Source organism: Arthrobacter pasteuri, from assembly GCF_054510955.1.
The window spans coordinates 1346939-1366964 of the sequence record NZ_JBTNDO010000001.1 but is presented as its reverse complement, the minus strand read 5'-3'; the positions used below and the strand labels follow the sequence as shown (position 1 = coordinate 1366964).

At 69.4% G+C, this 20026-nt stretch carries 23 protein-coding genes; 16 read left to right on the top strand and 7 right to left on the bottom strand.

Going from position 1 to position 20026, the window contains the following annotated elements; all coding sequences use genetic code 11:
• Positions 1-28 precede the first annotated feature (28 nt).
• The gene (locus ACX80H_RS06440; RefSeq protein WP_459311884.1) at positions 29-160 is read left to right on the top strand and encodes a hypothetical protein; all 132 of its coding nucleotides are present in this window, start codon (positions 29-31) and stop codon (positions 158-160) included.
• Positions 157-1209 (top strand): metallophosphoesterase family protein, encoded by a 1053-nt coding sequence (locus ACX80H_RS06435; RefSeq protein ID WP_459311882.1) that lies wholly within the window; start codon positions 157-159, stop codon positions 1207-1209. Before ACX80H_RS06440 ends, ACX80H_RS06435 begins: the two co-directional genes overlap by 4 nt.
• Before the next feature lie 200 nt (positions 1210-1409).
• Here ACX80H_RS06435 and ACX80H_RS06430 read toward each other — a convergent pair whose 3' ends face one another.
• Positions 1410-2684 carry an FAD-binding protein gene (locus tag ACX80H_RS06430; protein ID WP_459311881.1) on the bottom strand — a complete coding sequence of 425 codons (1275 nt, stop codon included), beginning with the start codon at positions 2682-2684 and terminating at the stop codon, positions 1410-1412.
• A 153-nt stretch (positions 2685-2837) separates the two neighbouring features.
• On the opposite strand from ACX80H_RS06430, the gene ACX80H_RS06425 reads away from it, so the two are divergent.
• The 6 genes from ACX80H_RS06425 to ACX80H_RS06400 all read left to right on the top strand — a co-directional run bounded on the left by ACX80H_RS06425 (position 2838) and on the right by ACX80H_RS06400 (position 9939).
• The gene (locus ACX80H_RS06425; protein WP_459311879.1) at positions 2838-3854 is read left to right on the top strand and encodes a LacI family DNA-binding transcriptional regulator; all 1017 of its coding nucleotides are present in this window, start codon (positions 2838-2840) and stop codon (positions 3852-3854) included.
• 284 nt (positions 3855-4138) lie between these two features.
• Positions 4139-5491, top strand: a complete 1353-nt coding sequence (locus ACX80H_RS06420; protein WP_459311878.1) for an ABC transporter substrate-binding protein — start codon at positions 4139-4141, stop codon at positions 5489-5491.
• 103 nt (positions 5492-5594) lie between these two features.
• Complete coding sequence (locus ACX80H_RS06415; RefSeq protein ID WP_459311876.1) at positions 5595-6545, top strand: carbohydrate ABC transporter permease; 951 nt, start codon at positions 5595-5597, stop codon at positions 6543-6545.
• 3 nt (positions 6546-6548) lie between these two features.
• Complete coding sequence (locus ACX80H_RS06410) at positions 6549-7475, top strand: carbohydrate ABC transporter permease (RefSeq protein WP_459311874.1); 927 nt, start codon at positions 6549-6551, stop codon at positions 7473-7475.
• A 47-nt stretch (positions 7476-7522) separates the two neighbouring features.
• Positions 7523-9034 carry an arabinosylfuranosidase ArfA gene (gene arfA, locus ACX80H_RS06405; protein WP_459311872.1) on the top strand — a complete coding sequence of 504 codons (1512 nt, stop codon included), beginning with the start codon at positions 7523-7525 and terminating at the stop codon, positions 9032-9034.
• Positions 9031-9939 carry an aldose 1-epimerase family protein gene (locus tag ACX80H_RS06400; protein ID WP_459311870.1) on the top strand — a complete coding sequence of 303 codons (909 nt, stop codon included), beginning with the start codon at positions 9031-9033 and terminating at the stop codon, positions 9937-9939. Before arfA ends, ACX80H_RS06400 begins: the two co-directional genes overlap by 4 nt.
• Before the next feature lie 123 nt (positions 9940-10062).
• Here ACX80H_RS06400 and ACX80H_RS06395 read toward each other — a convergent pair whose 3' ends face one another.
• Together ACX80H_RS06395 and ACX80H_RS06390 are read right to left on the bottom strand one after the other, a co-directional pair.
• Complete coding sequence (locus tag ACX80H_RS06395) at positions 10063-11418, bottom strand: NAD-dependent epimerase/dehydratase family protein (protein WP_459311868.1); 1356 nt, start codon at positions 11416-11418, stop codon at positions 10063-10065.
• Between the two features lie 91 nt (positions 11419-11509).
• Complete coding sequence (locus tag ACX80H_RS06390) at positions 11510-11848, bottom strand: hypothetical protein (RefSeq protein ID WP_459311866.1); 339 nt, start codon at positions 11846-11848, stop codon at positions 11510-11512.
• A gap of 97 nt (positions 11849-11945) precedes the next feature.
• Here ACX80H_RS06390 and ACX80H_RS06385 point away from each other — a divergent pair, with 97 nt between their 5' ends.
• The 6 genes from ACX80H_RS06385 (at position 11946) to ACX80H_RS06360 (ending at position 15674) form a co-directional block, all read left to right on the top strand.
• Positions 11946-12353, top strand: a complete 408-nt coding sequence (locus ACX80H_RS06385) for a DUF1801 domain-containing protein (RefSeq protein WP_459311864.1) — start codon at positions 11946-11948, stop codon at positions 12351-12353.
• The gene (locus tag ACX80H_RS06380) at positions 12350-13096 is read left to right on the top strand and encodes a dienelactone hydrolase family protein (RefSeq protein ID WP_459311862.1); all 747 of its coding nucleotides are present in this window, start codon (positions 12350-12352) and stop codon (positions 13094-13096) included. The genes ACX80H_RS06385 and ACX80H_RS06380 overlap by 4 nt, the downstream gene beginning before the upstream one ends.
• A 34-nt stretch (positions 13097-13130) precedes the next feature.
• Positions 13131-13580: a CrcB family protein gene (locus ACX80H_RS06375; RefSeq protein WP_459311860.1), complete on the top strand. Its 450-nt coding sequence runs from the start codon at positions 13131-13133 to the stop codon at positions 13578-13580.
• Positions 13577-13957, top strand: coding sequence for a fluoride efflux transporter CrcB (gene crcB / locus ACX80H_RS06370; protein ID WP_459311858.1), 381 nt, complete (start codon positions 13577-13579; stop codon positions 13955-13957). The genes ACX80H_RS06375 and crcB overlap by 4 nt, the downstream gene beginning before the upstream one ends.
• Positions 13958-14083: 126 nt before the next feature.
• Entirely contained in the window at positions 14084-14377 is a 294-nt protein-coding gene (locus tag ACX80H_RS06365; RefSeq protein ID WP_459311857.1) for a hypothetical protein, read from the top strand.
• Positions 14378-14456: 79 nt separating this feature from the next.
• Positions 14457-15674, top strand: a complete 1218-nt coding sequence (locus ACX80H_RS06360; protein WP_459311856.1) for an MFS transporter — start codon at positions 14457-14459, stop codon at positions 15672-15674.
• Positions 15675-15721: 47 nt separating this feature from the next.
• Here ACX80H_RS06360 and ACX80H_RS06355 read toward each other — a convergent pair whose 3' ends face one another.
• The 3 genes from ACX80H_RS06355 to ACX80H_RS06345 form a co-directional block, all read right to left on the bottom strand.
• The gene (locus ACX80H_RS06355; protein WP_459311855.1) at positions 15722-16315 is read right to left on the bottom strand and encodes a hypothetical protein; all 594 of its coding nucleotides are present in this window, start codon (positions 16313-16315) and stop codon (positions 15722-15724) included.
• 9 nt (positions 16316-16324) lie between these two features.
• Positions 16325-17473, bottom strand: coding sequence for a zinc-dependent alcohol dehydrogenase (locus ACX80H_RS06350; RefSeq protein WP_459311854.1), 1149 nt, complete (start codon positions 17471-17473; stop codon positions 16325-16327).
• 106 nt (positions 17474-17579) lie between these two features.
• Positions 17580-18503: a phosphatase PAP2 family protein gene (locus tag ACX80H_RS06345; RefSeq protein ID WP_459311852.1), complete on the bottom strand. Its 924-nt coding sequence runs from the start codon at positions 18501-18503 to the stop codon at positions 17580-17582.
• 79 nt (positions 18504-18582) lie between these two features.
• On the opposite strand from ACX80H_RS06345, the gene ACX80H_RS06340 reads away from it, so the two are divergent.
• Positions 18583-19608, top strand: a complete 1026-nt coding sequence (locus ACX80H_RS06340) for an o-succinylbenzoate synthase (RefSeq protein WP_459311851.1) — start codon at positions 18583-18585, stop codon at positions 19606-19608.
• Positions 19609-19634: 26 nt separating this feature from the next.
• Here ACX80H_RS06340 and ACX80H_RS06335 read toward each other — a convergent pair whose 3' ends face one another.
• A complete protein-coding gene (locus ACX80H_RS06335; RefSeq protein WP_459311850.1) occupies positions 19635-19847 on the bottom strand; it encodes a hypothetical protein in 213 nt (70 codons plus the stop codon).
• Between ACX80H_RS06335 and ACX80H_RS06330 the strand changes: the two genes are divergently transcribed.
• Positions 19807-19995: a hypothetical protein gene (locus ACX80H_RS06330; RefSeq protein WP_459313376.1), complete on the top strand. Its 189-nt coding sequence runs from the start codon at positions 19807-19809 to the stop codon at positions 19993-19995. The genes ACX80H_RS06335 and ACX80H_RS06330 overlap by 41 nt on opposite strands.
• Positions 19996-20026: the final 31 nt, after the last annotated feature.

Sequence of the window (20026 nt, the reverse complement as noted above, 5' to 3'; positions counted from 1 at the left end):
TCATGACGGACGCCATCAGCGTCCCTACGTGCAGGGCACGCGCTCGGCGGGCAGGGTGCTGATCGACCTGGCAGGGACCGTGAGTCGCAGGGGCGTCGCCATCATGTGGATCATGTACCTCCTCCTCGTTCTTCCCCGCGTCATGGGACTGCTCCTGTGAGCGGCGCGGCGCGGTGGTTGCTCGTCAGCGACCTCCACCTGGGCGTGTCGGACGACGACCCCCGATCCCCCGGGACGGTATTGTCCGAGTTCCTGCGCCGCGAGGTCCTTGCATCCTCCGGTCCGCAGCAGCACGTCGTGTTCGTCGGCGACACGTTCGAACTGGCCGGGTTCACCGAGGAGGAGAGCCTGGCCCGGCTCGAGTCCATCCTGTCCTGCCACCTCGACGCCTTCCGGGCGCTGAAAGCGTGCGCCATGCGCGGCCTGCAGCTGCACTTCGTGTGCGGGAACCATGACGTGGAGCTGGCACGGCCTTCGGTCGCCGCACGCCTGTCGGCGTTGCTGTCACCCGTGGAGCCCACACGGGTCCGGGTGCACCCATGGTTCCTCCACGTGCCCCGCGTGCTGGTGGCGGAGCACGGGCACCAGCACCACGCGCTGCACCGAATACCTGAGGTACTCCGTGCCGCGGTCAACGGTACCGACGAGCTGGACCTACCACCGCTCGCCGCCTGGCACGACAATCCGTCCAGGTCTCGCCTGAGCCGCGTGGGGGCTGTCGCGCGTGCGTGCTTGGCGTCCGAGCGTGCGGAACTCCGCGTCCGGGAGCACGCGTACGACCAGTTGTTGCAGACCGAGTCGCGGCGGCTCGCGCTCGACCGGGTGGCCGTTCGCGACCTGGCGCGGCTGTCCCGGTTCCGGACGGTGTCGGCGCTCCCTCTCACCGCGACCCGGATGGTGCTCGCGGCCGCCGGGCGGAACGTCGTCAGGGAGGACGCCCCCGCTGCAGCCGTCCGCGTCGCCCGTACCCTCGAGATGCACGGTGCCGCAGTGGCCTGGTACGTCTCGGCACATACCCACCGGGCCCTCGAATCAGCCCTCGAGTCGAGCCCCACCCGGTACGCCAACACCGGCACCTGGAGTTCGGACGTCCGCGGTCGCGGACCTGACCGATCGGACCGTCGGGCGTTCCCGTACGTCGTGGTCGACGTCGCCCGGGACGGAACCACCAGCGGGGGGCTGCGCTACTGGCAGCCGGAGGGTGCCTGAACTGTACCGGGGTCAGCAGACGGACATGAACGTGCCGGGACAGCATCCCGAGGGAACTGGTCCCGGCACGTGGTGTCGGATACCGACCGCGACCTGCTATTCCAGGGTGAGTACCAGCGTGGGGGCGAGTATGGCGCCGGCCTTGTCGTTGGTATCCCTGCCATGGAGAGCAGGGTAGGTAGGTCAGTAGTGGTCCCCTCCTACGGCGTCGTGCCGAAGACCGTACGGTCGAGGAAGGCGTTGCGGAACTTGCCCTCGGGGTCCATGCGGAGGGCCAGCGCGCGGAAGTCGTCGAAGCGGGGGTAGAGCGGCGCGAGTTGTGCGGCCTCGGCCGCGAACAGCTTGCCCCAGTGCGGACGGGCCCGGAGCGGGGCGAGCGCGGCCTCGATCTCGGGCAGGAGTGCCTCCACCTCGTCCTGCAGGGGCTTCCAGGTGAAGTGCAGCCCGATCCCGGGGCGCTGGTAGTTGGTGCTGAGCCACAGCTCGTCCGCCGCCATCGACCGCACTTCCGAGACCTGCAGCAGGGGCGTGATCCGTGGGGCGAGCTCGCGCATCCGCTGGATGGCCTCGACGGCGTGCTCGCTTCCCACGAGGTACTCGGTCTGCAGTTCCTGGCCGTTGCTGGGGGTGAAGGCGAGGCGGAAGTGCGCGAGGCGGTCGGACCACGGTCCGGGGACGCCGAGCTGCTGCGTGCAGTGGTCGGCGGCGACGCCCGGCACCGGGTGGTAGGCGCGGTCCGCCGCAACCCCGCCGTAGAACTGCGCCGGCGCGTCGGAGCCGGTGTCCATTTTGCTCTTGAGCCACGCCTGGCCGATGGTGTCCCCGGCCCAGTCGGTGAACAGGCTGACGCTGTAGGCGGACGAGGTCGCGGCGTCGTAGTCGGCGAGAACCGCGTCCCATGGGACGTCGGTGAACACGTCCTGGCGCACCTCGAAGGTGGGCTCGATGCGCAGGGTCACGCGGTGAACGACACCGAGTGCGCCGAGGCCGACCACCATGCCGTCGAAGTCGGCGTCCCCCTTTCGAACGGTCAGGACCTCGCCGGACGCGGTGACCAGCTCCAGCCCGACGACGGCGGTGGCGAGGTTGCCGTTGGCGTTCCCCGACCCGTGGGTGGCCGTGGCGACGGCGCCGCCGACCGAGATGTGGGGGAGCGAGGCGAGGTTGTGGAGGGCGAAGCCGCGGCGCTGCAGGTGCTCCGCGAGGACGCCGTACCGGACCCCGGCGCCGACCGTGACGGTGAGCGCACGCTCGTCGACGTCGACGCCCGGGTCGAGCACGTCCAGGGACACGAGGGTCTCGGGGCTGTCGGCGATGTCGTTGAAGGAGTGGCGCGAGCCGAGCGCGCTCACGCGCGTGGCACCGGCCACCGCCCGCTGGAGGTCGGCGAGAGAGGCGGGATGCTCGATCGTCCGGGCACGGTACTCGTAGTTCCCCGCCCAGTTGAGCCGGTCCCGTACCTGTTCCTCGATCATGGTGGTCCTTCTCTGGCCGGTATCGCGACGATGGGTATCACGACGATGGATGAAAGCTGCATCACCTCGTCAACGGTGCCCGGCCATCCTACATCGTTGTAGACTCGCCTCACGCGTGACGTACAGGGCATCACGGCAGGATGAGGGAGCGGCATGGCGGCCACACTGAAGGACGTCGCGCTGGCGGCCGGTGTCTCGATCAAGACCGTCTCGAATGTCATCAACGACTACCAGCACATCCGCGCCGACACCAAGCAGCGGGTCATGGAGGCCATCTCCGAACTCGGCTACAGCCCGAACCTCTCGGCGCGCAGCCTGCGCTCGGGCAAGACGGGCGTGATCGGGCTGGCCGTGCCCGAACTCTCGCTGAGCTACTTCGCGGAACTGGCCGACTCCATCATCCGGGCCGCCGAGCGGCGCGGCCTCAAGGTCCTCATCGAGCAGACGGGCGGAGACCGCGCCCATGAGCTCGAGATCCTCTCCAGCCCCCGGCTCCAGATGACCGACGGGCTGCTGTTCAGCCCCCTCGGCATGTCCAACGATGACGCCCACCACCTGAACGTGAACTTCCCGCTCGTCCTCCTCGGAGAGCGGATCTTCGGCGGTCCGACGGACCATGTGACGATGAGCAACGTCGAATCCGCGCGTGCCGCCACGGCGCACCTGCTGTCCAAGGGCAGGCGGCGGATCGCCGTCGTCGGCGCCCACGAGGGTGAGGTGATCGGCTCCGCCGGCCTTCGCCTGCGCGGGTACGAGCAGGCGCTCGAGGAAGCCGGCATCCCGGTCGATCCACGGCTCCTGGGGTACACGACCCTGTGGCATCGTTCGAACGGGGCCACGTCCATGCGGGAGCTGCTCGAGTCCGGGGTCGAGTTCGACGCCGTGTTCGGCATGAATGACACCCTGGCCCTCGGCGCGATGCGCGTGCTGCAGGAGGCCGGGCGGCGGATACCCGACGACGTCGCCGTCATCGGGTTCGACGACCTCGACGAGGGACGCTACTCCCTGCCGACGCTCTCCACGATCGATCCCGGCCGGGACGAGATCGCCGATACCGCCGTGCGCGTCCTCCAGGAGCGCATCTCCGGCAGTGAGCAGGACACTGCTCCCCGGGAGTTCGAGGCCCGTTTCCGGGTGATCGAGCGCGAGTCCACGGCCCTGCCCGGGTAATGTCGGCCTCTCCGAAAGAATATCGGAGCACCGCTTGACAGTGACCCACCCCACTCGGCATGCTTTCTCTACAACGTTTACCTACAACGATGTAAACGACGGAACCGGCACTTGCGGAGACCCTCGCTGAGCGAGGTGTATCTGCAGGAGGACGGGCCCGGATCAAGGAAGATTCGAGCGGGCACAGCATCTGTTGCCACAGTGATCCTCCTCCCTGCAGCACCCGGACCGGCCGCCCCTGGGCGGACCACGGTGGAACATCACCGCGAGAGGAAGCAAGAGATATGAAAGCCAAGTTCCTGGCATCGGCAGGCATCGTCGCCGCCACTGCTGTAGCACTGACCGGCTGCTCCGGAGGAAACGGAAGCGGCGGGGGAGGCGGCTCGGAAGAGGCGTCCTGCACCAACACCATCGTGAATGCCGAAGCACCCCAGGTCACGGTCTGGGCCTGGTACCCCGCGTTCAACGAGGTCGTCGACCAGTTCAACAACGCCAACGACGACGTCCAGATCTGCTGGACCAACGCGGGCCAGGGCAACGACGAGTACACGAAGTTCTCCACCTCCATCGAGTCCGGCTCCGGCGCCCCCGACGTCATCCAGCTCGAATCCGAGGTCCTCTCCAGCTTCACCATCCGCGATGCCCTCGTGGACCTCACGGAGTTCGGTGCCAATGACGTTAAGGCGGACTACGCCGAGGGCGCCTGGGAAGACGCGAGCAGCGGCGACGCCGTCTACGCGATCCCGGTCGACGGCGGCCCCATGGGCATGCTCTACCGCCAGGACCTCTTCGACGCGGCCGGCATCGAGGTCCCCACCACGTGGGAGGAGTTCGAGGCAGCGGCCCGGAAGCTGAAGGAGTCCGGCGGCGGCGCTGTCATCGGCGACTTCCCAACCAACGGACGCGCCTTCAACCAGGCGCTCTTCGCCCAGGCAGGTTCCGTTCCGTTCGAGTACGACTCCGCGAACCCGCAGGAGATCGGCATCAAGGTGAACGACGAGGGAGCCAAGAAGGTCCTCGAGTACTGGGACGGCCTCGTGAAGGACGGCCTCGTCGCCACCGATGACGCCTTCACGGCCGACTACAACACCAAGCTCGTCGACGGCTCCTACGCCGTCTACCTGGCGGCAGCCTGGGGCCCCGGCTACCTGCAGGGCCTGTCCGACGCCGATCCGGACGCCGTCTGGCGTGCGGCACCGCTGCCGCAGTGGGACGCGGCCAACCCCGTCCAGGTGAACTGGGGCGGCTCCACCTTCGCCGTCACGGAGCAGGCCAAGGACAAGGAGCTCGCAGCGAAGGTCGCCATGGGCATTTTCGGCAACGAGGAGGGCATGAACCTCGGTGTGGACAAGGGAGCGCTCTTCCCGTCCTACGCCCCGGTCCTCGACTCCCCGGAGTTCGCCGACAAGGAGTACGAGTTCTTCGGCGGACAGCAGATCAACAAGGATGTGTTCCTCGACGCTGCTGCAGGCTACGAGGGCGCGACCTTCAGCCCGTTCCAGAACTACGCCTACGACCAGCTCACCGAGCAGCTCTACGCGATGGTGCAGGGCGAGAAGGATGCCGGCCAGGCGCTCGACGACCTCCAGGCTTCGCTCGAGCAGTACGCGACCGAGCAGGGCTTCACCCTGAAGTAGACCGCCGTCGGAAGGTGCCCGCTTGCGTGGCGGGCACCTTCCCTCCGCTCCCGGTGGAGTCCGTCCACCGCACATCCTTCCCCTAGCTCGAGGAAAGACCACCATGGCCACGACCACCGCGCCGACGTCGTCACACCCCGCCGAGGCACCCCACCAGGTCAAGCACCGCCCGGACAGGAACTACCGGCGCAAGCAGCGCTGGGGGTGGCTGTTCGTGGCGCCCTTCGCCCTCATCTTCCTGACCTTCCTCATCCTTCCGCTGGTCTACGCCTTCCGGATGAGCCTGTTCACCAGCACCCTCGCGACGGGCAACAAATTCGTCGGCGGAGACAACTACATCAAGGCGTTTTCGGATCCGATCTTCCTCCAGGGCCTCGGCACGGTGGCGAAGTTCGCCCTCATCATGATCCCGGCCCAGATGCTCGTGGCTCTCGTCGCGGCCCTCGTCCTCGACAACCTGGCCACCTGGGCCTCGAAGTTCTCGCGTCTCATGATCTTCATCCCCTACGCGATCCCCGTCGTCATCGGCGCACTGATGTGGGGCTTCCTCTACAGCCCGAGGTTCGGTCCGGCCAGTTCCATCTTCAGCATCTTCGGACTGGCTGCACCGGAATTCCTGGCACAGGACAACATCTTCGGCAGCCTCGTGAACATTGTCACCTGGCAGTGGGCCGGCTACTACATGATCATCATCTACGCCGCCCTGAGAGGCATCGACCCGGGGATCTACGAGGCGGCCGTGCTCGACGGCGCGTCCGACCGGCAGATCGCCCTGCGCATCAAGGTCCCGATGATCTCGTCCTCCCTGGTCATGGTGGTGATCTTCGCGCTGATCGGCACCCTCCAATTCTTCACCGAACCGCAGGTCCTGAGGGGAGTGGCGCAGGGAGCCATCCCCACGTCGTACACACCGAACATGTACGCCTTCTCGCTGGCTTTCTCCTACAGCCAGTTCAACTACGCCTCCGCCATCTCCTTCGCGCTCGGCATCGTCGTGTTCGTCTTCTCCTTCATCTTCCTCTTCCTGACCCGCAAGCAGAGCGGACTGAAATAAGCCATGGCACTCGTCACAGACACCCCACAGCGGCAGGACGGCCGGAAGGCCCGCGGCTCCGCATCACGGAACCGGGCCCGCAACGGCGGCCCCCGCATCGGCTCGCACATCTTCCTGCTGATCCTCGTCATCTACTTCATCACCCCTCTCTGGTGGCTGACGGTCGCGAGCACCAAGGACACCGCGGGACTCTTCGGCGGATCCGGCGGACCCCTGTGGTTCGACAACGAATTCCACTTCTTCAGCAACCTCCAGGGCCTGTTCGAGCGCCAGGACGGCATCTACTGGCGCTGGCTCGGCAACTCGTTCCTCTACGCCATCTCCGGAGGCGTCGGCGCCACCATCCTGGCGGTCCTCGCCGGCTACGGCTTCGCGAAGTACAACTTCCGCGGCCGGGCCGCCTTCTTCGGGATCCTGCTCGGGGCGGTCATGGTGCCCCTGACGGCGCTCGTCATCCCGACCTTCGTCCTCCTGAGCTCGGTGGGCCTGGTGAACACCATCTGGGCCGTCATCCTGCCGTCGCTGCTCAGCCCCTTCGGTGTCTACCTCATGCGGGTCTTCGCCCAGGAGGCGGTACCCGACGAGCTCCTCGACGCCGCACGGATCGACGGCGCGGGCGAGATCCGCACGTTCTTCCAGATCGCGCTTCCCCTGCTGCGCCCGGCCATCGTGACGGTGCTCCTGCTGTCCGTCGTCGGGACCTGGAACAACTTCTTCCTCCCGCTCGCGGTCCTCAGCGACCCACTGCTGCTGCCCGTCACGGTCGGCCTCAACGGCTGGCAGGCCCTGTCCAACGCCGGCAGCGGCGGTGAGGCGCTGTGGAACCTGATCACCACGGGTGCCTTCATCTCGATCATCCCGCTGATCATCGCCTTCCTCTCCCTCCAGAAGTACTGGCAGGGCGGGTTGTCGCTGGGCTCGCTCAAGTAGCCCACACCCCACCCCGCCGCACGCCACTCCGTACAGAAAGTAGCCCGATGCAGAACGCACGCCTCACTCTCGACCCCTCCTTCACGGTCGGGCCCATCAACCGCAACATCTTCGGCGGGTTCGTCGAACACCTCGGACGCCACGTCTACGACGGCATCTACGAGCCCGGCCACGCGACCGCCGACGACGAGGGCTTCCGCCAGGACGTCATCGAACTCGTGAAGGAGATGGGCGTCTCGACCATCCGCTACCCCGGAGGAAACTTCGTCTCCGGCTTCCGCTGGGAGGACAGCGTGGGACCGCGCGAGCAGCGCCCCACCCGCCTCGACCTCGCCTGGCACTCCACGGAGACCAACCAGGTGGGCATGCACGAGTTCGCCTCGTGGCTGCAGAAGGTCGACAGCGACCTCATGCTGGCCGTGAACCTCGGCACGCGGGGCACGCCCGAGGCCCTCGAGCTCCTCGAATACTCGAACCTGCCCAAGGGCACCGCGCTCGCCGACCAGCGCATGGCCAACGGCCGTCCCGACCCGTTCGAGGTCAAGATCTGGTGCCTGGGCAACGAGATGGACGGGCCGTGGCAGCTCGGCCACCGTTCCGCGGAGGACTACGGCAAGCTGGCCGCCATCACGGCCCGGGCGATGCGCCAGCTCGACCCATCCATCGAACTCGTGGCCTGCGGCTCCTCCAGCGCGCACATGCCGACCTTCGGCGAATGGGAGCGCGTCGTGCTCTCGCACACCTACGACGTCGTCGACTACATCTCCTGCCACGCCTACTACGAGGAGAAGAACGGCGATCTCGGCTCGTTCCTCGCCTCCGCCGTGGACATGGACTCCTTCATCGAGTCCGTGGTCGCCACCGCTGACCACGTGAAGGCCGTCCGCGGCAGCTCGAAGACCATCAACATCTCCTTCGACGAGTGGAACGTCTGGTACATCAGCCGCTTCGAGAACGTCGACAAGATCGAAGGCCTCGACAACTGGCCCGTGGCCCCGCGCCTGCTCGAGGACTGCTACTCGGTCGCGGACGCCGTCGTGTTCGGCAACCTGATGATCTCCCTGCTCAAGCACGCGGACCGGGTCACCTCGGCGTCGCTGGCGCAGCTCGTCAATGTGATCGCCCCGATCATGACGGAGCCGGGCGGGCCCGCCTGGCGCCAGACCACGTTCTTCCCCTTCGCCATCACCTCGAAGCTCGCGCAGGGTTCGGTGCTCGAGCTCAAGCTCGACGCCGGCACCTACCAGACCAGCGAGTACGGCGTCGTGTCGCTCGTGGACGCCGTGGCGACGCACGACGACGCGACGGGTGCCACCGCCGTCTTCCTCGTCAACCGCTCGCAGACCGAGGAGACCACCGTGACGATCGACATCGCCGCGCTCGACGGGTTCAGCACCGTGGATGCGCAGTCGCTGTACGATACGGACGTATATGCCAAGAACACCCTCGAGGAGCCCGAGCGCGTGACCATGAAGACCAACACCTCAGCGAAGCTCGACGGCAGCGCCGTCACGATCACGCTTCCCCCCGTGTCGTGGACGGCCGTATCCCTCGCATGAGCCCTTCCGAATACAGGATCGAGGGCGGCGGCTACACGGCCGTCGTCCTCGGTCTCGGTGCCGCTGTCCGGGAACTGACCTACGAGGGGCGGCCGCTCGTGGTCGGCTTCGGCGCCGACGAGGAGATGCCCAATTTCCGGGGCGCCTTCGTGGCGCCCTGGCCGAACCGCATCGAGGACGGGCGCTACTCGTTCGACGGCGCCTCCTACGAACTGCCGATCAACGAGCCCGAGCGCGGCGCGGCCCTCCACGGTCTGGTGTTCGACATCCCCTGGACCCTCGTGGAGCACACGGAGTCCGCCGTGACGCTGGGGTGCACCATCGAGCCGACCGAGGCGTACCCCTTCACGGTCGCGCTGCACGCACGCTTCGGCGTCGGCGCGGAGGGGTTCCGGACGGACATCACCGCCCTCAACACGGGATCGCGGCGAGCGCCCTACGGAGTATGCCCCCACCCGTACCTCGTCGCCGGTCCCTCACCGCTCGACGCGTGGGTGCTCGAACTGCCCGCCGCCACGGTCCTCACCGTCACTCCCGATCGCCTGCTGCCCGTGGCCAAGGAGCCCGTCGCCGGCACGAAGTTCGACTTCCGGGAGGCCCACGCGCTCGGCGACGTGCAGATCGACCACGCCTTCACCGACCTGACGCGCGACGACGCCGGCCGGGCCACGGTCCGGGTCACCGATCCGGCCTCCGGGACCGGGGCCGCCATCGAGTGGGACGACACGTGCCCGTGGGTGCAGATCCACACCGCGGACCTCCCGAAGAAGCCCGAGAGCACGCGGCTCGGACTCGCCGTGGAACCCATGACGTGCCCGCCCGGGGCCTTCACCACGGGCGAGGACCTCGTGGTCCTCCACCCGGGGGAGACCCACCACACGGGCTGGACCATCACCGCCCTGTAGCGCCGTCGGCGACCCGGTACGCGTGCCCGTGCCGGTCGCCGACGAGACGGCAGGGATGACCGCTCGAGCGTCCGTTCCGCGGTGATTCCTGTACTCTCGCGGAGCGGTGGGCAGTGTTCCGGGCTAGCCGGAGCGGAGCCCGGCGTCATCGAGCACGAGGCGCCCCTGGATCGCCCCGCCGTCGCAGTATTCACCGTTCGGATGCACCATGGCCGGGACGACCGTGGCCGCGTACACGGCGGAGCGTCCGTCCCGCTGGTGGACGGTCACGTCGGTGCGCACCTCACCCTCGGGCAGGTCGAGTTCCGCGAACCCGATCAGGGTCCCGTCCGGAGTGGAGACGGCGCTGCAGGTGCCGTCCGGGGTGCAGGTCTCCTCCGTCGTCGTCGACCCGGGCGCGAGGTCCACTCCGGTCGTGCTGCAGCCGCCGTCGGTGCAGACCGAGACCTCGAGGCGTTCCGTGACCGCGGCCGGCCCTCCCGCCAGGGTGATGGACAGACCCGGAAGGGCCGCGATGGCCGTGCAGGACACCGCTGAACAGGACGGAGCGGTGAGGATCAGCCCGCACAGGACGGCCGGCATCGCGGTTCGCACGGTCGACCTCCTTCCATGTCCCCGGAGTTCCTGCCCGCAGGGTAGGCCTGGTCGGGTGCCGGGGCAAGGCGCCGGCGCTGGTTGGTGCCGAACTGCAGCGCGGCGGTTTCCGCAGTCCGGGGCTACCCGCCGTCGTCGGGCCGGTCCCGCAGTCTCACCAGGAGCTCTCCTTCCTCGGCCCGGGACAGCCCCGCCCTGCGGTCGCGCTCGAGCCCACGCGCGCGTTCGTCGTCGAGCGTGTCCGTGAGCGTCTTCCGCAGGCTCCGCAGCGCGCCGCCCGGCGCGGATCGTCCACGCGGCCAGGTCACGGACATCGATGACCTGCACGTGCCGGCCCTCGAGGGCGGGCGCGAGGATGTCCTGGTCCCCTGCGGCGGCGCAACGCGAGACCCAGTATCCGAAGCGGTCGCTGCCGTCCCCGGGCCCTGCGATCAGGCCGGAGCGGACGATCAGGAGGCGGTCCCCGACGGCCGCGGCGGACGCCCGCTCACACAGCACCTTCGCCTGCGCGTAGTCGCCGCCGCCGCCATCATGCGCCTCCACCAGTGCCGCCGATTCGTCCGCTCCCGGCCCGGCATCGGACGCGTACACGGAGCAGGAGGAGATGAGCGTCCAGTGTGCGGCGCGCGCTGCGAGGACCTCGAGGGCGCCGATGACCTGTGCGGTGTCCCAGGAGAGCTCGATGACCTCATCCCAGTCGGTGCCGCGGACGGCGTCGTAGGCGCCCGCCTCCGCGCGGTCCGCCGCGACGAACACCACGCCGGACGGGGGCCGGCCGGCTACGCCGCGGGCAAGGCACGTGACGGCGTCACCGCCGCCCGCGAGCTGTGCTGCCAGCTCGCGGCCGAGCCACGCGGTGCCGCCGAGGATCAGGACTCTTCTCATGCAGCCACTCAACAGGAGCAGAGGGTGCCGAGGAAGGGCCTGTGCGGATCGGAACCCGATCGACCAGTCGCGGCCTGACGGCGGACCGCCGTCAGGGATCACGCCGCTGGGGCGTGCCCCTCTCGTTCGATTCCTCGACGACGCGCGCGGCAAGGTCGCGCGCCTCACGAAGGCGCTCCGGGGGACATGCGCCGACGGGAGGCATCGCGAATTCCGCGCAACTGCGAGCAGGGGAGGAGGCGGTGGAATTCCCGCCCCGCCTGAAGCACAGCAGCGCGAGCACAAGGCCGCCTGTCACGATCAGGAGGAGGGGGTAGCCCCGGGCGCCCGCGGCGAGGGCGAGGATTCCGAGGGACAAGCTGATCATGCCGAGTGGAACAAGGAACCTGGTCATCACACGTCCGTCGTCGTTGACTGATTGTGGTGGCACCGATAGTACTCCCGTGCTGTCCGGCCCACCGCATCGGGCACCACCTGGCCGCCCCGGGTCCCTTCCCGCCGATCGCCGGCGCTGGCACACTGGCCCCATGGCTGGAGCTCCCGACCCCCGCATCGACGACTACATCGCCGCGCTGCCGCCCTGGCAGCAGGACATCTGCAGGGCCGTCCGCCGCCTCGTGCACGACGCGGATCCGGAGGTGGAGGAGACGATCAAGCGCACGCGCCAGCCCTACTTCGTCCTCCAGGGGAACGTGTGCGCCCTGCTCGCCACGAAGGACCATGTCAACGTCTTCCTGTACGACGGCGGCCTCGCACCCGATCCCCGGGGCATCATCACGGGCGGCCACACCAACTCCACGGGGCGGACGGTCGCCGTGTACCAGGACCGCCCGCTCGACGAGGACGCGCTGCGGGAGATCTTCCGGGCGATCATCGCAGCCAACCGCGCCGGCGGTTGGCGCAGCATCAAGAAGCGTGCAAGCCTAGGCGAATGAGCTTCTTCCAGGACGTCGCGACGGCTCACGGCGCGCTGTCCGCCTATGTCGCGCGGCCCGACGGTCCCGTGAAGGGCGGTCTCATCCTCCTCCACGAGGTCTGGGGGCTCGTCGCTCATACCCGGGATGTGGCAGACCGATTCGCCCGGGAGGGCTACGTCGTCGTGGCTCCCGACCTGCTCTCGGACCACGGGATCACCGAGCAGAACACCGCGGGGATCGGTGAGGCGATCGCCGGCCCGGACGCGGAGGCACGCAACCGGGCCCAGCCGAAGCTCCGGGCCCTCCTGGCGCCGCTGCAGGACGCCGAGTTCGCCACGCTCACCATCGAGCGCGTCCGGGCCTGCTTCGACTTCCTGTACGACGACGCGGACGTGCGCGGACGCGTGGCCATCACCGGCTTCTGCTTCGGCGGCACCTACAGCTTCTCGCTCGCCGTGCACGAGCCGAGGCTCCTCGCCTGTGTGCCCTTCTACGGCCACGCCCATTTCTCAGGCGAGGAACTCGCCCGTATCAAGGCTCCTGTCCTGGCGTTCTACGGCCAGGACGACCACGCGCTCATCACCGCGCTGCCGGCTCTCGACGCGGCCATGGCGGATGCCGGCGTGGACTTCACGGCCAGGGTCTACCCGGGTGCCGGCCACGCCTTCTTCAACGACTCGAACCGTTTCGCCTACCGGCCCGACGCCGCCGCGGACGCGTGGGACCTGACCCTGGACTTCCTTGCACGGACCGTTGCCTGAGTCCAGGGCGCCTGTGCCGGGCCGGGGCCAGAACGTGCCACCGTACGTCCGGCCCGCCTACCTCGGCCTCGTCTTCCTCGGAGGCATGGGCGGAACCCTCGCCCGTTTCGGCATCGCCGCGGCACTCCCTGCTCCCGAGGGGCTCCCGCTCGGGATCTTCCTGATCAACATCGCGGGCGCCTTCGCCCTCGGCCTCCTCCTCGAGGCACTTGCGCGGGGAGGCGCCGACCACGGGCGCCGCCGTGCCCTGCGGTTGCTCCTGGGCACGGGCTTCCTCGGCGGATTCACCACGTACAGCGCGCTCGCCGTCGACTCCGCGCTCCTCCTCGGGGCAGGTCGGGCGGTCGAGGGTGTCACCTACCTCGCGGTCTCCGTGCTGGTGGGGCTCGGCGCGACGGCGGCGGGCATCGCCGTCGGGAGCCGTACCCGGCCCGAGGCAGCACCGGAGAATGTGCCGGAGAATCTGCCGGAGAATCTGCCGTGAGCGTCGTCTCCGTGCTGGCGCTCGGCATCGCCGGTGGTCTCGGGTCGGTCGCGCGCTTCGTGCTGGACGGCGCCATCCGGTCGCGCGTCCGCGGTCCCGTTCCGGTCGGCACCATGGCGATCAACATCAGCGGGTCCCTCCTACTGGGATTCCTCACCGGGCTCGTCCTCGCATCAGCACTGCCGCCCACGTGGACCCTCGTCTGCGGGACGGGCTTCCTCGGCGGATACACGACCTTCAGCACGGCGAGTGCGGAGACGGTGCGCCTGATCCAGGCGGGCCGCGTCCGCGCAGCCCTCCTGTCCGGTGCCGGGACCGCAGGGACGGCGCTCGCCGCAGCGGGCCTCGGCCTGTGGGCAGGCCTCCTGCTCGCCTGACATCCTGCTCGCCCGACATCCTGCCGGGGCGGCCCGCTGTCCGGGAAGGCGTTCCCTTGACACCGGCTCGGGAGCGAGGACGATCGATGCAGGGGACGCGCCGCGACCCCGAGGGAGGGGAATGCCGTGTCTCCGAGTGATGTCACCGAGGTGCCGCTGCGGGTTGCCGTCCTGAGCGACCCAGCAGTCGCGACGGATGTGGCGACGCGCGTTCCGGGTCCGCTCGCGGACGGGACGCCGATGGACCCCGTCGAGCTCGTGGCCTGGCACTCCCAGGACGACGACCGCGCGACGGACTACGAGGACCCGGCGATCCTGCGTGCCGGAGACTCGGGCCAGACCTTCAGCGCCGTGGAGGCCGACCCGCCGCCGGACCTGTGTTCCGCTTCGGGGATCGTCGACGGAGACGGCGGAGAATAGGCCGACGCCTAGCATCTGTCGATCCCGCATCCTCCCGACCGGAGGCCGTGCGCTCCTGCACGCGGACTATGGTTGAAGGGTGCCCCAGGAAACCTTCGACCTCCGCTCGATCGCCCTGGGAGCGTATGGTCCCTCGCTGCTCTACGGGGTCGCAACAGGTGCCATCCTCCCGGTCGTCGCACTGACCGCACGGGACCTCGGCGCCGACATCGCCACGGCGGCCCTGGTCATCACGCTGTCCGGCGTCGGATCCCTGGCCGCCAACGTCCCGGCCACCCTGATCGCCACCCGGTTCGGTGAGCGGAAGGCACTCGTGGGCGCCGCGCTCTGGTGCGCGGCGGCAATGTTCCTGGCGTTGTGGGCACCTACACTGCCGGTCTTCGCGGCAGCCGTCGGAATGGTCGGCATGGCCGGTGCAGTGTTCGGACTCGCGCGGCAGAGCTACCTCACCGAGGCCGTTCCGCCGTACTTCCGCGCCCGTGCGCTCTCCACGCTCGGAGGCGTCACGCGCATCGGCGTCTTTCTCGGGCCCTTCGCCGCGGCCCTCGCCATGAGCGCGCTCGGGCTCGACGGCGCGTACTGGGTGGGAGGTGTGGCGAGCCTCGCCGCGGCAGTACTCAGCGGGCGGGTGCCCCAACTCGAGGCGGGCAGGAGCGGACCCGCGGTGCGGAGATCCGGGGATACCTCACCGGCGCCGACAGTGCGCTCGGTTCTGCGCAGCCACGCACGGATCTTCGCCACCGTGGGGATCGGTGTGCTGCTCATCGCCGCGGTCCGGGCCACGCGCCAGGCGGTGCTGCCGCTGTGGGCGGAGGACATCGGCCTGGACGCGTCCGCAACAGCGCTGGTCTACGGGCTGTCCGGCGCCATCGACATGCTGATCTTCTACCCCTCCGGCAAGGTCATGGACGTCAAGGGTCGCCGCTGGATCGCGGTCCCGTGCATGCTGATCATGGGTACCGCGCTCGCCCTGCTGCCGGTGACCGGCGACGCGGTGGGCCTGCTCCTCGTCGCCCTGCTCATCGGCTTCGGCAACGGCATCGGATCGGGCATCGTCATGACGCTCGGGGCGGACTTCTCGCCCTCGCCCGGACGCCCGCAGTTCCTCGGGATCTGGCGCCTGCTCACCGACGCCGGGACCATGGGCGGGCCGGCGCTCCTCTCGCTCGTGACCGCCCTGGCGACAATCTCCGTCGGGATCTGGGCGACTGCCGCCCTGGGCTTCCTCGGCGCGGCAGTCCTCTGGTACTGGATCCCGCGCGCCGCTCCGGAACCGGCGGACGCGGCGCGCCGCTGACGGGGCGATCACCGCCGGACACCGGCGATCACCGGGCGAGGAGGGCCTCAGTGCCGCCCGCGGCGGGCGATGGCGCGCGCGGCAAGGACTGCGCCGGCCGTCGTGACGACCCACGGACCACCGACGACGATCGGATCGATCCACGTGTGATTGACATCCGCGCGCCCCACGCCGAACCGCGACGCCAGCCCGTGCCTGCGCCCCTCGGACAGGACACCTGTCTCGGTGATGGGGTTGTCGGGCCGCAGTGTGGCGAAGGATGCCACGTGGGAGCCCCATGCGTCGACGCGGTCCCCGAGCAGGAGCAGGAGCCAGTGCGCGGCGCGGCCCTCGCTGTAGCGGTAGGCGTAGCGGCGGATGCTGCCGGAGACGCCTTTCAGGGGGACGCTCGTGCCGAAGACCGGGGTCAGCCGGCTGTGCTCGATCGACCGCTCCCGACCCTCTCCGCCCTGCTGTTCTTCCGGGTAGTCCCAGTGAGCCCCGGTCCCGGCGGGGTCGAACACCTCCCGCGGGAACGACGGTCGGTCCTTCGGGTCGAGATCCACACCCCAGCCGGGGATACGGGCGCGCAGCGCCTCGGCGGTCGGGATGTCCCGGGCCTTGTTCGCGATGTAGGGCGTTGACGGCGTGGAGGACGACACGGTGATCTCCTAGCGGGGGGTCGGGATGACGAGCGTCTTGATGCAGTTGTCGAGCTTCGCCGAGAACATGTGGTAACCCTCCGCGATCTCCTCGAGGGGTATCCGGTGGGTGACGATGTCGCTGGGCTTGAGGTAGCCGTTGCGGATGTGGTCGAAGAGGCGCGGCCACTGCCGTTTCACCGGCGTCTGGTTCATGCGCAGGGTCAGGCCCTTGTTGAGCGCATCACCGAATTTCACCGCACTGAAGATCGGGCCATAGGCTCCGACGACCGATACCGTCCCGCCCTTGCGTACGGCGTCGATCGCCCAGTTCAGGGCGATGGGGGAGCCTCCCTGCAGCTTGAGCTTCGTGCCGGTCACCTGCTGGAGGAAGTTGCCGTCCGCCTCCGCTCCCACCGCGTCGATCACGACGTCCGCCCCCAACCAGTCCGTGGTCTTCTTCATCTCGACCACGATGTCGTCGTACTCGGCGAAGTTGAAGGTCTCGGCGTGCGCGAAGGTGCGGGCCTTCTCGAGCCGGTATTCGAGGTGGTCGACGACGATCACGCGTCCGGCCCCCATGAGCCACGCCGACTTCGCGGCGTACAGGCCCACGGGTCCAGCGCCGAACACCACCACGGTGTCGCCCTCGACGATGTCGCCGAGCTGCGCGCCGAAGTACCCGGTGGCGAGGGCGTCCGTGAGGAGCACCGCGTCCTCGCTGTCCATCCAGTCGGGGATGATCGCGGGCCCCACGTCGGCGAAGGGCACGCGCACGAACTCCGCCTGGCCGCCGTCGTACCCCCCGGTCGTGTGGGAGTAGCCGTAGATGCCGCCCACCGCCGTCGCGTTCGGGTTGACGTTGTGGCAGTTCGAGTACAGGCCGCGTGCGCAGAAGTAGCAGGACCCGCAGTAGACGTTGAAGGGGACCATGACGCGGTCGCCTCGTGTGAGGTTCTGGACGGAGGACCCCACCTCCTCGACCACGCCGATGAACTCGTGTCCGAACGTGGTGCCCACGCGGGTGTCCGGCATCATGCCGTGGTACAGGTGCAGGTCAGAGCCGCAGATCGCCGCGGTCGTGACGCGGACGATCGCATCGTTCGGGTGCTCGATCTTCGGCATGGGCTTTTCCTCGACCCGGATCTTGTAGGGCCCGCGGTACACCATGGCTTTCATCGTCCGCCTCTTCCGTCGCTGGTCCGGCCAGCGTTGCACCGTCACCTCGGCTCTTCAACAGGAAAAGCGGGCTACGGAAAGGGCGTGCGGAGGGGCCCCGAGGGTGTTACGCCCCCGTCCGAGCCGCCGTCGTCCGCGCCTGGGCGGCGAAGAGCCAGCCGACCGAGGCCGCGAGGGCGAAGCCGACGCCGACGATGCACGTGAGGCCCGACCAGAAGAACAGGGGCACGCCCGCCGTCCCGGGTGTGGGCGCGGGGCCGACGGCCTGGACGGAGAGGTAGAGGGCGGCGGACAGCGCCAGGCTGCCGAGCCCGAGCACCCAGCACAGGAGGAGCCAGCCGCGCGAGGACGCCCAGTGCGCACCGAAACCCTGCCATGTATTCCAGGTGTTCCCGGTGCGCATGATGATCAGGCCTCCGACCAGCGTCCAGGTCCCCACGACGAGGAGGGCTGCCACGACGTCGGCCGGGCGGTGCCACAGGTTGAGGAAGGTGGCAGCGCCGGCGAGGACGGAGTAGCCCCCGCCTGCCGCTGCGGCGAAGGGGCGCCAGCGGGGCGTGGCGATGATGAAGACGGCGGCAGCGGCGGACGCCGCGAGCGTTGTATGCCCTGACGGTAATGAATTGAAGTCCAGGGTGTCGACACCCCGGTCGGGCCTGTCGAAGACGAGGTTCTTGAGGATCTGCGTGGTCAGGTTGGACGCCGCGATGACGGCGACGGCCGTCAGGGCGGCGGCATACCGCCTGCGTCCGAAGGCCACGAACAGGATGGCGGCGGTCGCGAGGACCGCCGAGATGGTGGGCAGCGAGTCCAGGAACCGCAGGAACGGCAGCTGCGTGTCGGGCGCTGCGACTCCTGCCTCGCGCCACGCGGATTCGTCGGCGAACTGGCCCGTGGTGGTCCGGACGAAGGCCCAGTAGGTCCAGCCGAGCGCCGCCGCGCAGGCGAGGGCGGCCAGCACGAAGAGCAGCGGCGAGCGTGCTGCCCGCGCCTGCCGGGAAGGGGTGCGCTGCGGGGTCATCGACCCCATGGTTCCATACGATCCTGCGAGTTCCGCCGCCCCGCGACCTCCGGGCGAGCGGGCGCTCCCGTAACCTGAGGTCGTGCAGATGCAACCGATGGCTCCGCCGGTTCCCCTTCCGCTGCCTCCGCTGGAGGAGATCGAGGCGTCGGCGTACGTGGTGTCGGTCCCCATGCGGGTGAGGTTCCGGGGCGTCCTGGTGCGTGAGGCCCTCCTGATCCGGGGGCCGGCAGGGTGGGGCGAGTTCTGTCCGTTCCTCGAGTACGACGACGCCGAGTCCGTTCCATGGCTCGCTTCTGCCGTCGAAGCGGCCTGGCACGGCTTCCCGGACCCGATCCGCGCGTCGGTGCCCGTCAACGCGACGGTCCCCGCGGTGGGACCTGCCGCGGTCGAAGGGGTGCTGTCCCGTTTCGGCGCCGTCGGCGCTGTGAAGGTGAAGGTGGCGGAGAAGGGGCAGGACCTGGCGGACGACGTCGCCCGCGTCGCCGAAGTGCGCCGGCTCCTCCCGGGGGCAGGGATCAAGGTGGACGCCAACGGCGGGTGGGAGGTCGGCCAGGCGCTCACGGCCCTCGACGCGCTGGCGCCGTTCGACCTGCAGTACGTCGAGCAGCCGGTCGCGGACATCGCCGGCCTGCGGGCGGTGAGGCTCGAGCTGCGCCGCCGCGGCCATCGGGTCCTGGTGGCGGCGGACGAGAGCGTGCGGCGCCAGGACGACCCGCTGCGCGTCGCCCGGGAGGACGCGGCCGACCTCCTCGTCATCAAGGCGCCGCCGCTCGGGGGCGTGCGCCGGGCGCTCGACATCATCGGCCGCGCGGGCCTTCCCGCCGTCGTCAGTTCCGCTCTCGACACCTCCGTCGGCATCCGGGCCGGCGTCGCCCTCGCCGCCACCCTGCCGGAGCTGCCCTACGCCTGCGGCCTGGCGACGGTGTCCCTCATGGCCGGTGACGTCACCGACGCGTCGCTCGTGCCGCTGGCAGGAGTGCTCCCCGTACGGGACGTGGAGGTCTCCAGGGAGAAGCTGCTCCACTTCGCCGCAGCCCCCGACAGGAGGCTGGCGTGGCTGGAACGCCTGCGTCGCTGCTATGCGGTGCTCGCCGCGGCAGAGCAGCGCTGACCGGGGCTGGAAGCGATACGGAGTCCTCACCTGTCCGAAACGTGGCCACAACAACGAAGTACTACGTTGGATGTCAACCCGTCCTGCTGCCGCGGCAGGGAACCGACGGCGGCGTCGTCGAGCAGCTGCTGCCACGGCTCGACGGAGTGATCGTCGTCGGAGGCTGGGACATGGACCCGTCGCGCCAGCAGGGACGGCATCATCGAGGCCATCGAGTTCCCCGCCGACCGCTTCCGCATCGGCGTCCAGTGGCACCCCGAGCAGAGCCCCACGGAGACCGCGCTGTTCGACGCGTTCGTGCATGCGGCACGGGAGCGGCAGCTGGGGCGGGCCCTCCCGCTGCAGATCGACGGCGGCTTCCAGGACGCAGGCCTCCCGGCGGCCTGAGACAGGTGGATCGGTGCCGGTCCCGAGACCG